The organism is Pseudomonas sp. B21-012 (genome assembly GCF_024749305.1).
Classification (GTDB): Bacteria; Pseudomonadota; Gammaproteobacteria; order Pseudomonadales; family Pseudomonadaceae; genus Aquipseudomonas.
In genome coordinates this window covers 110,599-122,500 of sequence record NZ_CP087197.1, presented here as the reverse complement: position 1 = coordinate 122,500, position 11,902 = coordinate 110,599, and the positions used below count along the sequence as shown (strand labels likewise).

Below are 11,902 nucleotides of genomic sequence, written 5' to 3'. Positions count from 1 at the left end.
TGGCGTGCCGGTGGTGAGGTAGTTCATGGCCTGATTGGCCAGGCAGGCAACCTGCACGTCGAGCAGCGCCATATCAATGTGCTGGCCTCCACCATCGCGGTCACGATGGGCGAGGGCAGCCAGGATCGCCACGGTCGAATACAGCCCGGTGAGGATGTCGGTCAGCGCGACACCGACCTTCACAGGCCCCGCACCGTCTTCACCCTCCGGGCGCCCGGTCAGGCTCATCAGCCCGCCCAGGCCCTGGATCATGAAGTCGTAGCCGGCGCGCTTGGCATAGGGCCCGGTCTGGCCGAAGCCAGTGACCGAGCAATACACCAGGCGCGGGTTGAGCGCCTTCAGGCTTTCGTAGTCCAGCCCATAGGCTGCCAGGCCGCCGACCTTGAAGTTCTCGATCAACACGTCCGACTTTGCCGCCAGCTCGCGCACCAGGCGCTGGCCCTCGGGCTGGGTGAAGTCGATGGTCAGCGAACGCTTGTTGCGGTTGGCCGCCAGGTAGTAGGCAGCCTCGCTGGTGTTCTCGCCGTAAGCGTCCTTAAGGAAGGGCGGGCCCCAGGCGCGCGTATCATCGCCGCTGCCCGGACGCTCGACCTTGATCACTTCGGCGCCCAGGTCCGCAAGTATCTGCCCGGACCAGGGCCCGGCCAGCACTCGCGACAGATCCAGCACCCGCAGATGAGATAGCGCGCCCATGGCTGGCTCCTTATTAATAGAAGGACTGAATGCCGGTCTGCGCGCGACCGAGGATCAGCGCGTGGACGTCATGGGTGCCTTCATAGGTGTTGACCACCTCAAGGTTGACCAGGTGACGGGCCACACCGAACTCGTCGGAGATCCCGTTGCCACCGAGCATGTCACGGGCCATACGGGCGATGTCCAGGGCCTTGCCGCAGGAATTGCGCTTCATGATCGAGGTGATTTCTACCGCAGCAGTGCCTTCGTCCTTCATCCGCCCCAGGCGCAGGCAGCCTTGCAGGGCCAGGGTGATTTCGGTCTGCATGTCGGCCAGTTTCTTCTGGATCAGCTGGTTGGCGGCCAGCGGGCGGCCAAACTGCTTGCGGTCCAGGGTGTATTGGCGCGCGGTGTGCCAGCAGGCTTCAGCGGCGCCCAGGGCACCCCAGGAGATGCCATAGCGTGCCGAGTTCAGGCAGGTGAACGGGCCTTTCAGGCCGCGCACATCGGGGAAGATGTTCTCTTCAGGCACGAACACGTTGTCCATGACGATTTCGCCGGTGATCGAGGCGCGCAGGCCGACCTTGCCGTGAATCGCCGGGGCGCTCAGGCCCTGCCAGCCTTTTTCCAGGACAAAACCTCGGATGTCGCCGGCGTCATCCTTGGCCCAGACCACGAACACGTCAGCGATCGGGCTGTTGGTGATCCACATCTTGCTGCCGCTCAGGCGATAGCCACCGTCGACCTTCTTGGCGCGGGTGATCATCGAGCCCGGGTCGGAGCCATGGTCTGGCTCGGTCAGGCCGAAGCAGCCGATCCATTCACCGCTGGCGAGCTTGGGCAGGTACTTCTGCTTGGTCGCCTCAGTACCGAATTCGTTGATCGGCACCATGACCAGCGAGGACTGCACGCTCATCATCGAGCGGTAGCCGGAGTCGATACGCTCCACTTCCCGGGCAATCAGGCCGTAGCACACGTAGTTCAGGCCACTGCCACCGTACTGCTCGGGAATGGTTGCGCCCAGCAGGCCGACTTCGCCCATCTCGCGGAAGATCGCAGGGTCGGTCTGCTCGTGACGGAAGGCCTCCAGCACGCGCGGGGCCAGCTTGTCCTGGGCGAACTGATAAGCGCTGTCACGCACCATGCGCTCTTCTTCAGTGAGCTGTTGGTCGAGCAACAGCGGGTCGATCCAGTTGAAGCTTGCTTTACCGGCCATGAGCGAATCCTCGAAAAATGGGACCAGAGTTGTTGTGCATTGATCCTAGGCCCGTTCCGGCGACGAGACAAACGAGGATTGCGCATGCTCTTGTGATAATTTCTCACTTCGTAATGGCCGCAAAGGCCATCTTTACGCCCTATTAGTGAGGTTGATGTACATGCGGCGCAAGATCCCCAGCACAGCGGCCTTGGTCTGCTTCGAAGCCGCCGCCCGCCACGAGAGCTTTACCAAGGCTTCCCAGGAGCTGTCCCTGACCCAGGGCGCCGTATGTCGGCAAATCGCCGGGCTGGAGGAGTTTCTCAATGTCGAACTGTTTCGCCGCTCGCGCCGCGGGGTGAAGCTGACCGAGGCCGGGCTTTCCTATAGCCGCCGGGTCGCCACCCAGCTGGATGCGGTGGAGCGCGACACCTTATCGGTGATGGGCCAGCAGGGCGCCAACGTCATCGAACTGGCAGTGGTGCCGACCTTCGGCACCCAGTGGCTGCTACCCCGGCTCAAGGACTTCCAGCAGCGCCACCCGGAAGTCACGGTCAACCTGACCAACCGCACCCGGCCATTCCTGTTTGCCGATACCAGCTTCGACGCGGCGATCTACTTCGGCGATGCCGACTGGTCGGGAACCGAGTCCCACCGGCTGATGGGCGAGAACCCGGTGCCGGTGTGCAGCCCGGCATTGCTGGCCGCTAACCGGCAACTGAGCCCCGCGCAGATCGCCCAGTTGCCGCTGCTGCAGCAGACCACCCGGCCCTACGCCTGGCGCCAGTGGTTCAACAGCCTGGAAATGAACGTCGCTCGTGACATGACCGGCCCACGCTATGAGCTATTCTCGATGTTGGCACAGGCGGCCATGCACGAGATGGGCGTGGCACTGATTCCGCCCTTCCTGATCCAGCGTGAACTGGCAGAAGGGCGCCTGGTGGTGGCCAGCCCGCATGCGCTGTCGAGCATCAAGGCGTATTACCTGATGATCCCTGAGCGCAAGGTGGAGTCGGCTTCGCTGCGCGCTTTCCGCGATTGGCTGGTAGGGGAGGCGGGCCGCTACGTCGCAGCCCATAAGGATGACAGCTACAACCTGACCCCGTAGTCAATAAAACTGAAACCCTACAGATATAAGGAAATGTCGCATTTAGGCCAACTGTTTCAGGCACCCCCTTAAAAGCCCTTAACCCTGCTGTTTATGCGGCCTTCACAGCATAAATCGCGCTTTCAGCCAGGCATTCAGCAAATTCGGCGGAAAATTTTCGAATTTTGCCGTAATCTCCCTGAAGCCCGCGCTTGGCGGGCTCCAGGCCTGTTATTGCGACATTCGGTCACAGGGTGACTTGTAGTTTGATTGCCGTCACCCTTCAAAACTGGTTGAAGCGATTCAGGAATCACCTGCAAAATGCCGCGCCCCGCCTGGATTCGGCGGGATCGTGCTGATCGGCCGCCCCAGCGCACCATCCGCAGTGCGCTGGTTTACCAACAAAAGATCACGCAGGAGAAATGACGTGCACATTGGTGTTCCTCTCGAAACGCAGACGGGCGAAACACGGGTTGCTGCAACCCCGGAAACCATCAAGAAACTGATTGGCCAGGGGCATCAGGTCACCGTCCAGAGCGGCGCCGGCATCAATGCCAGCGTTCCGGACAGTGCCTATGAAGCAGCAGGCGCCACAATTGGCAGCGCTGCCGATGCGTTTGGAGCTCAGCTGGTTCTCAAGGTTGTAGCCCCTGACGATAGCGAACTGGCCCAGATCAAGAGCGGCACCGTGCTGGTGGGTATGCTCAATCCGTTCAACAACGAAACCATCGCCAAGATGGCCGAGCGCGGCATCACCGCCTTTGCCCTTGAAGCGGCGCCGCGTACCTCGCGGGCGCAAAGCCTCGATGTGTTGTCGTCGCAGGCCAACATTGCCGGTTACAAGGCAGTGTTGCTGGCGGCTCACCACTATCCGCGCTTCATGCCGATGCTGATGACCGCTGCCGGTACTGTTAAGGCTGCGCGTGTGCTGATCCTCGGTGCCGGTGTAGCCGGGCTGCAGGCTATCGCCACGGCCAAGCGCCTGGGTGCGGTGATCGAAGCCTCGGACGTGCGTCCGGCGGTGAAGGAGCAGATCGAGTCGCTGGGCGCCAAGTTCATTGATGTCCCTTACGAGACCGATGAAGAGCGCGAGTGCGCCGAAGGTGTCGGCGGCTACGCCCGACCCATGCCGGCCAGCTGGATGCAGCGTCAGGCCCTGGCGGTGCACGAGCGCGCCAAGCAGGCCGATATCGTTATTACCACCGCACTGATCCCTGGCCGCAAGGCTCCGACCTTGCTCAGCGCCGAAACCGTGGCGCAGATGAAACCCGGCTCGGTGGTCATCGACCTCGCCGCAGCCCAGGGTGGCAACTGCCCGCTGACCGTCGCCGACCAGGTGGTGGTGGAGCAGGGCGTGACCATCGTCGGCCCGACCAACCTGCCAGCGCAGGTCGGTGCGGACGCCTCGGCGCTGTATGCACGCAACCTGCTCGACTTTATGAAGCTGCTGTTCGACAAGGACGGCGCGCTGACGATCAACCTCGAAGACGACATCGTCGCCGCGTGCCTGATGTGCCGCGACGGCCAGGTCATCCGCAAGAACGGATAAGGAGCCAGACAATGGAAGACATGCTGATCTCTCACGGCGTCTATAACCTGATCATCTTCGTGCTGGCGATCTATGTCGGTTACCACGTGGTCTGGAACGTCACCCCGGCACTGCACACGCCGTTGATGGCGGTCACCAACGCCATCTCCGCCATCGTCATCGTCGGCGCCATGCTGGCTGCCGCGCTGACCGTCACGCCGCTGGGCAAAACCATGGGCACCCTCGCGGTGGCCCTGGCAGCGGTCAACGTATTCGGCGGTTTCCTCGTCACCCGGCGCATGCTGGAGATGTTCAAGAAGAAAGCCCCAGGCAAGGGCGCAGCGAAGCAAGAGGGGCAGAAGTAAACATGAGCATGAACCTGGTAACACTTCTCTACCTTGTCGCCTCGGTGTGCTTCATCCAGGCACTCAAGGGCCTGTCGCACCCGACTACGTCACGGCGCGGCAACCTGTTCGGCATGCTCGGCATGGCTCTGGCGGTGATCACCACCGTCGGCCTCATCTATAAGCTGGGCGCAGAGCTGGCTACCGACGGCATCGGCTACGTGATTGTCGGCCTGCTGGTCGGTGGTACTGCCGGCTCGATCATGGCCAAGCGCGTTGAAATGACCAAGATGCCCGAACTGGTCGCCTTCATGCACAGCATGATCGGCCTGGCCGCGGTGTTCATCGCCATTGCCGCGGTGGTCGAGCCGCAATCGCTGGGCATCGTTGCCAGCATCAGCGACCCGATCCCTACCGGTAACCGCCTTGAGCTATTCCTCGGCGCCGCCATTGGTGCGATCACCTTCTCAGGTTCGGTCATTGCCTTCGGCAAGCTCTCGGGCAAGTACAAGTTCCGCCTGTTCCAGGGCGCACCGGTACAGTTCAGCGGCCAGCACAAGCTGAACCTGGTCCTGGGCCTTGCCACCATTGGCCTGGGCCTGGTGTTCACCTTCACCGGCAGCTACAGCGCTTTCGCCCTGATGCTGATCCTGGCGTTCGTCATGGGCGTGCTGATCATCATCCCGATTGGCGGCGCCGACATGCCGGTGGTGGTGTCGATGCTCAACAGCTACTCGGGCTGGGCGGCAGCCGGTATCGGCTTCTCGCTGAACAACTCAATGCTGATCATCGCTGGCTCCCTGGTCGGTTCGTCCGGTGCGATCCTCTCGTACATCATGTGCAAGGCGATGAACCGTTCGTTCTTCAACGTGATCCTCGGCGGTTTCGGCGGCGCGACAGAAGCGGCCGGCCCGGCCGGTGCCAAGGAAGCCCGTCCGGTGAAATCCGGCTCGGCCGACGACGCCACCTTCCTGCTCAGCAACGCTGACACCGTGATCATCGTCCCCGGCTACGGCCTGGCGGTGGCCCGTGCCCAGCACGCGCTGAAAGAGCTGACCGAGAAGCTGACCCACAACGGCGTGACCGTGAAGTACGCGATCCACCCGGTGGCGGGGCGCATGCCCGGGCACATGAACGTACTGCTGGCCGAAGCCGAAGTGCCATACGACCAGGTGTTCGAGATGGACGACATCAACTCCGAGTTCGGCCAGGCCGACGTGGTGCTGGTGCTGGGCGCCAACGACGTGGTCAACCCGGCGGCGAAGAACGATCCGAAGTCGCCAATTGCCGGCATGCCGATCCTCGAGGCGTTCAAGGCCAAGACCATCATCGTCAACAAACGCTCGATGGCCAGCGGCTACGCCGGCCTTGATAACGAGCTGTTCTACCTGGACAAGACCATGATGGTCTTCGGCGACGCCAAGAAGGTCATCGAAGACATGGTCAAAGCGGTCGAATAAGCCGTTCAAACAGCTGTGACAAATAGCCCCAGCGCGGTACCGGCTGGGGCTTTTTCATGCCCAGCCAGCCGACAGAAGGCTCTATTTCAGGGCTTCGCATTCGACCTTGGTCGCGGGACGAAGCCAGGCGAAAACACTAGACTGCGCATCTAGCTTTAGTAGCCCGAGATAACAATCCATGTACCGTGATCGTATCCGCTTGTCCTCCCTGCACAGCAAGGTAATGAGTGCGGCTGATGCCGCTGGCCTGATCGAGGACGGCATGACCGTCGGCATGAGCGGTTTTACCCGCGCCGGTGAAGCCAAGGCGGTGCCCCATGCACTGGCCGAACGCGCCAAGCAGTCGCCACTGAAAATCAGCCTGATGACCGGCGCAAGCCTGGGCAACGACCTCGACAAGCAACTGACTGAGGCCGGCGTGCTGGCCCGGCGCATGCCGTTCCAGGTCGACAGCACCCTGCGCAAGGCGATCAACGCCGGCGAGGTCATGTTCATTGACCAGCACCTGTCGGAAACCGTCGAGCAGCTACGCAACCAGCAGCTCAAGCTGCCGGACATCGCGGTGATTGAAGCGGTCGCCATCACCGAACAGGGCCACATCGTGCCGACTACCTCGGTGGGCAACTCGGCCAGCTTCGCGATTTTCGCCAAACAGGTGATCGTCGAGATCAACCTGGCGCACAACGCCAACCTGGAAGGCCTGCACGACATCTATATCCCGACCTATCGTCCGACCCGTACGCCGATCCCGCTGGTAAAAGTCGATGACCGCATCGGCAGCACCGCAATCCCGATCGACCCGGCCAAGATCGTCGGCATCGTCATCACCGAGCAGCCGGACTCGCCGTCCACCGTACTGCCGCCAGACGACGAAACCCAAGGCATCGCCAACCACCTGATCAACTTCCTCAAGCAGGAAGTCGACGCCGGGCGCATGACCAACAAGCTCGGCCCGCTGCAAGCCGGTATCGGCAGTATCGCCAACGCGGTGATGTGCGGCCTGATCGACTCGCCGTTCGAAGACCTGACCATGTACTCCGAAGTACTCCAGGACTCGACCTTCGACCTGATCGACGCCGGCAAGCTGAGCTTCGCCTCGGGCAGCTCGATCACCCTGTCGACCCGCCGCAACGCCGACGTCTTCGGTAACCTGGAGCGCTATAAGGACAAACTGGTCCTGCGCCCGCAGGAAATCTCCAACCACCCTGAAGTGGTTCGCCGCCTGGGCATCATCGGCATCAACACCGCGCTTGAATTCGACCTGTACGGCAACGTCAACTCCACCCACGTCTGCGGCACGCGGATGATGAACGGCATCGGTGGCTCGGGCGACTTCGCCCGCAACGCGCACCTGGCGATCTTCGTCACCAAGTCGATTGCCAAGGGCGGGGCGATTTCCAGCGTGGTGCCGATGGTCAGCCACGTCGACCATACCGAGCACGACGTCGATATCCTCGTCACCGAGCAGGGCCTGGCTGACCTGCGCGGCCTGGCGCCACGCGAGCGTGCGCGGGTGATCATCGACAACTGTGTGCACCCGGATTACCGCGAGGCGCTGAACGACTACTTCACCCGCGCCTGCGAACGCGGCGGCCACACCCCGCACATCCTGCGCGAAGCCCTGGCCTGGCACGAAAACCTGGAAGAAACCGGGCGCATGCTCGCCGGCTGACCTGCACAGTGACCGGCCGGTTGTGCGCAATGCCAACCGGTCGGGTAACTGATTTATTTATCCAGACAAAAACTGTTCTACTGTACCGGTGATTTCACCGCCATTTTTCATCCTCTTGTCCCCTCTCTGATCAAAAATGCACCATTTCAGTGCTGACCAGTACAGTTGCGCCTATTCCGAGTGCAACAGTCGTCTAAAACAGTTAACTGGCCCATCACAATGCAGGTGAACTGTATCTACTGTTATGGACGACAGAGGAGGATCATTGGCATCAGTTAAATCACTACCTAATGCCGCCACAAGCGGAAGGATGACATCATGGAACGTACCCTCAGTTCCGATCTGGTTTTCGAAAACACCGCCGAACAATCCAAGGCCTCGCTGCCACTGCGCCTGCTGGCCAACCTGATGCTGTGGCAACGCCGCATTGCCAGCCGCCACCAACTGGCTCGCCTGGACTCGCGTCTGCTGGCTGATGCCGGTATCAGCGAAGCACAACGCTACGAAGAGCTGAGCAAGCCTTTCTGGCGTTAATGCAGGGCTCGCCGGCCAAGGCCGGCACCACGAATTCCCCAAAACCCGTCGCAGGTGACTGCTGACGGGTTTTGTCGTTTAAAGGCCCGGAATAGAGCGGCTGAACAACATACCAGTACAATTTTTAATTTAATTAAATTGACAGGTACAGTTGATAAATCTTGCTACGATCCGGTCCAAGCCGCGGATTACACCCGCGTGATACCCTTAACGTACCCAGCTTGGTAAAAAGTAGCGCAACAAGCTGAGCGTGCGTCTGACATAAGAACCACCAAAAGCCTATCCAGGAGATCGACCATGTTCCATTCACGCTTGTTTGGCGCCGCGCTGCTGCTGGCCCTGGCTTCGACTGCCAACGCCACCAGCTTCGTCGTCACCACCGATACCGTCGTTCGTGGTGTTGCCGCCTCCACCGATGCCACCTCCGATGTGTCGTCCTCGTTCCGTGACGACAAGATCGTCCAGGCCGCCCGTGACGACGCTGCCAGCTTCGTTGCCAGCCACGGTGACATCCGCGGCGCGAAACTGGAGAGCGCTTTCGCCCACATTCGCCAGCAGACCCCAAGCCTGCAGGCCAGCGACGCGCAACTGGCACAGGCCATCCTGGCGCTCTGAAGCCGCTCGTTCCCGGCCGTGCATGTAACAACGTGCAACTAAGCCGGGCCCTCTGCGCTGGTCCTCACCGGCGCATTGGGATAGCCTTTGCCGCCTGATTCAGCTGCCGTTCGAGACCCATGCGTTATCTGTCATTGCTGTTGCTCGTGGTGTGCTGGAGCAGCGCCGCCCAGGCGCTGGACCTGACCACCAACAACCTTGTCGTCAGTGGTTACGTCACCAGCAAAGTGACGTCGGTGCCCTTCGATCGCAAACTGCTGCTGGCCGCCCATGACGATGCCGCCGCTTTTGTCGCCAGCGATGGCCGATGGCGGGGCGCGCGCCTTGAGGCAGCACTGCAGCAGTTGCGCCAGGCCAACCCGGAACTTCATGCCAGCGACCTTGAACTGGCACAGGCAATTCTCGTCCAATGATTACTTCTGTTCTCCCGGAGATGCTCCATGCGTAACCCGCTGATTGCCGCCACCCTTGGCCTTCTGCTGTTGGCCGATGTGGCCCAGGCACAAACCCTGGTGGCCACCAGCAACATCATCGTTCGCGCCTTTGGCCGCTCGATCGACTTCACCTCCGACACCACCACCTCGATTCGCGACTCGAAAGTCGTGCGCGAAGCCCGCGATGATGCCGCCAGCTACGTCGCCAGCCGTGGCGAGATCCGTGGTGCGCAACTCGAAGCCGCCTTCGATACCCTGCGCCAGCGTGTGCCAGAAGCGCGCCAGGCCAGCGACCAGGTGCTGGCTGAAGCCATTCTCGCCCTGTGAAGCCAATGCGTGCCTGGCTGCTGGGCTGCCTGCTGATACTGTGCGGCAGCCCGGCACTGGCCGACCTGCAGTTGGTGCTGCAGGCCGATGGCATGAGCCCGCAGCAACAGCGGGCCAGCCAGGCATTGCTGGATGAAGCCCTGCAGGCCCTGCCACCGAGCTTCAAGACTCGCCTTGACCGACGTATCCAGGTCAGCTGGAGCAGCCGTATGCCGGCCGATGCCTATGGCCAGGCGTCGCTGGTTTCCACCCTGGAGCTCAACAGCCGCCTGCTGCCGGGCCTTGCCGATGGCAGCGCTGCCACCCAGAAGACCGGCCGCCCCCACGGCACCGTGCGCCAGGAGTTGCTGGCCACCGTCCTGCATGAGCTGACCCACATCTATGATCGCGCCCGTTTGTGGCAGGGTGCCGAGCGACAGCTGATCACCCGTTGCACCCGACAGCAGAACAGCCAGGGCAAAATCGGCCTGCCTGAGCAGTGCCGCGGCCAGACCGAACGCCGCTTTACCCTCAGCGACGATCCGCGACTGCTCGACCTGGCCGGCTGGCCGCAATATGTCGGCCGCCGTGGCGAGCGCGAGCAGCACAACCGCCAGGTGGCGCGCAGCCCCGACAGTTATGAGCTGAGCAGCCCCAAGGAATTCATTGCGGTCAACATGGAGTACTTCCTCCTTGACCCAAGCTTTGCCTGCCGCCGGCCGGCCTTGCAGGCCTACCTGAAAGCCCATTTCGACTGGGCACCCGAACATCCAGCGTGCCCGGGCGCCTTGCCGTTCCTCAATGCCGGCAACGACTTTGCCAAATCGCCGCTGGGCGAGATCGACCCCGAGCGCGTCTACGCGGTGGATTACCTGCTGGCCGAAGCCAATCAGAACTGGGTCAGCCGTTGGGGCCACAGCATGTTGCGCCTGGTCATCTGCGCCCCCGGGCGCCCACGCGGGCCGGACTGCCGCCTGGACCTGGACCAGCACCTGGTGCTGTCGTACCGGGCGTTCGTCAACGACGTGCAGCTGTCGAGCTGGGACGGCTTGACCGGCGCCTATCCGTCGCGGCTGTTCGTCTTGCCACTGGCGCAGGTGATCGACGAGTACACCAAGACCGAACTGCGCAGCCTGGCCTCGATTCCGCTCAAGCTCAACCGCGACGAGCTGGAAAGCCTGGTGCGCCAGGCTGCCGAGATGCACTGGAGCTACGACGGCAACTATTACTTCCTGTCGAACAACTGTGCGGTCGAAACCCTCAAGCTGTTGCGCAGCGGTACTGCCAACCCGCGCCTGAACGACCTGGACAGCATCGTCCCCAATGGCTTGCTCGAAGTGCTCGAAGGCCGCGGCCTGGCAGATGTCAGCGTGCTCGACGACCCACGCGAGGCACTGCGCCTGGGTTATCGCTTCGACTCCTACCGCGACCGCTACCAGGCCATGTTTCTGGTGCTGAAAAAGCAACTGCCGATCAAGCAGGACAGCGTCGAAGCCTGGCTCGAGCAATCGGCCGAGCAGCGCCAGCAGTGGTTTGCCCAGGCCGACCTGCGTACCAGCGCAGCCTTGCTGCTGCTTGAACAAGCCAGCCTGCGCCGCCAATTGCTGCTGGCCCAGGATGAGGTCAAGCAGCGCTACCTGAGCGGGCGCGAGCGCAACGACGCCAGCGTCGGCAAGGCCAACAACACCCTGCAGCAGATTCTCGCCAACAGCGGCTTTCTCAGCCGCCCGGCCGAACTGCTGGGCAGCAGCGGCTACGGTCTGCCCCAGGCCAGCGAGCGCGAGAAACTGCTGAGCGAAACCCGCCAGCGGCAAAAACAGCTGCAAACCCTCAGTGCCGACCTCGACAAAGAGGTGCGGGCCTTGCTCGGCCCGGACCGCGCCGCGCAAATCAAAGCGGTCGAGGCCAACATCAAGCAGGTCGGCGACCACCTGCGCGCATTGCACAAAGCCGCAGGCGGGCTGCAATTGCCCTGAGCCGGTGGTTGACTTTGTAACTGTCTGTGCCACTATTTCGCCGCTATAAAAATGGCGTTTTGATGCCATTTTGCTAGAT

The 11,902-nt window shown here is 62.1% G+C and carries 12 protein-coding genes (1 of these 12 cut by a window edge); 10 read left to right on the top strand and 2 right to left on the bottom strand.

Features of this window, described 5'->3' with window-relative positions; all coding sequences use genetic code 11:
- Together LOY37_RS00585 and LOY37_RS00580 are read right to left on the bottom strand one after the other, a co-directional pair.
- Window positions 1-693, bottom strand: the 5' portion of a protein-coding gene (locus LOY37_RS00585) for a CaiB/BaiF CoA-transferase family protein (RefSeq protein WP_045200590.1). The gene continues 528 nt to the left of window position 1, outside the view; 693 of the gene's 1,221 nt are visible here — the first part of the coding sequence; the start codon lies at window positions 691-693; the stop codon falls past the left edge of the window.
- A gap of 13 nt (window positions 694-706) precedes the next feature.
- On the bottom strand, window positions 707-1,888 hold the full coding sequence (locus LOY37_RS00580; RefSeq protein ID WP_045200593.1) for an acyl-CoA dehydrogenase: 1,182 nt from the start codon (window positions 1,886-1,888) through the stop codon (window positions 707-709).
- A gap of 160 nt (window positions 1,889-2,048) precedes the next feature.
- Here LOY37_RS00580 and LOY37_RS00575 point away from each other — a divergent pair, with 160 nt between their 5' ends.
- The 10 genes from LOY37_RS00575 (at window position 2,049) to LOY37_RS00530 (ending at window position 11,823) form a co-directional block, all read left to right on the top strand.
- Window positions 2,049-2,975 carry a LysR family transcriptional regulator gene (locus LOY37_RS00575; protein ID WP_258716116.1) on the top strand — a complete coding sequence of 309 codons (927 nt, stop codon included), beginning with the start codon at window positions 2,049-2,051 and terminating at the stop codon, window positions 2,973-2,975.
- Window positions 2,976-3,381: 406 nt separating this feature from the next.
- Window positions 3,382-4,503 (top strand): Re/Si-specific NAD(P)(+) transhydrogenase subunit alpha, encoded by a 1,122-nt coding sequence (locus LOY37_RS00570; RefSeq protein WP_010222584.1) that lies wholly within the window; start codon window positions 3,382-3,384, stop codon window positions 4,501-4,503.
- A gap of 11 nt (window positions 4,504-4,514) precedes the next feature.
- A complete protein-coding gene (locus LOY37_RS00565) occupies window positions 4,515-4,847 on the top strand; it encodes an NAD(P) transhydrogenase subunit alpha (protein WP_038997786.1) in 333 nt (110 codons plus the stop codon).
- Between the two features lie 2 nt (window positions 4,848-4,849).
- Window positions 4,850-6,286, top strand: coding sequence for an NAD(P)(+) transhydrogenase (Re/Si-specific) subunit beta (locus LOY37_RS00560; protein ID WP_258608767.1), 1,437 nt, complete (start codon window positions 4,850-4,852; stop codon window positions 6,284-6,286).
- Window positions 6,287-6,464: 178 nt separating this feature from the next.
- Window positions 6,465-7,958 carry an acetyl-CoA hydrolase/transferase family protein gene (locus LOY37_RS00555; protein WP_045200596.1) on the top strand — a complete coding sequence of 498 codons (1,494 nt, stop codon included), beginning with the start codon at window positions 6,465-6,467 and terminating at the stop codon, window positions 7,956-7,958.
- A 318-nt stretch (window positions 7,959-8,276) separates the two neighbouring features.
- A complete protein-coding gene (locus LOY37_RS00550; protein WP_010222590.1) occupies window positions 8,277-8,492 on the top strand; it encodes a DUF1127 domain-containing protein in 216 nt (71 codons plus the stop codon).
- A gap of 297 nt (window positions 8,493-8,789) precedes the next feature.
- Window positions 8,790-9,107 (top strand): DUF2388 domain-containing protein, encoded by a 318-nt coding sequence (locus LOY37_RS00545; protein ID WP_045200598.1) that lies wholly within the window; start codon window positions 8,790-8,792, stop codon window positions 9,105-9,107.
- A gap of 119 nt (window positions 9,108-9,226) precedes the next feature.
- Window positions 9,227-9,520 carry a DUF2388 domain-containing protein gene (locus LOY37_RS00540; protein WP_195885395.1) on the top strand — a complete coding sequence of 98 codons (294 nt, stop codon included), beginning with the start codon at window positions 9,227-9,229 and terminating at the stop codon, window positions 9,518-9,520.
- A gap of 27 nt (window positions 9,521-9,547) precedes the next feature.
- Window positions 9,548-9,868, top strand: coding sequence for a DUF2388 domain-containing protein (locus LOY37_RS00535; protein WP_010222593.1), 321 nt, complete (start codon window positions 9,548-9,550; stop codon window positions 9,866-9,868).
- Window positions 9,865-11,823: a DUF4105 domain-containing protein gene (locus LOY37_RS00530; RefSeq protein WP_258716115.1), complete on the top strand. Its 1,959-nt coding sequence runs from the start codon at window positions 9,865-9,867 to the stop codon at window positions 11,821-11,823. Before LOY37_RS00535 ends, LOY37_RS00530 begins: the two co-directional genes overlap by 4 nt.
- The last annotated feature ends 79 nt before the right edge of the window (window positions 11,824-11,902 follow it).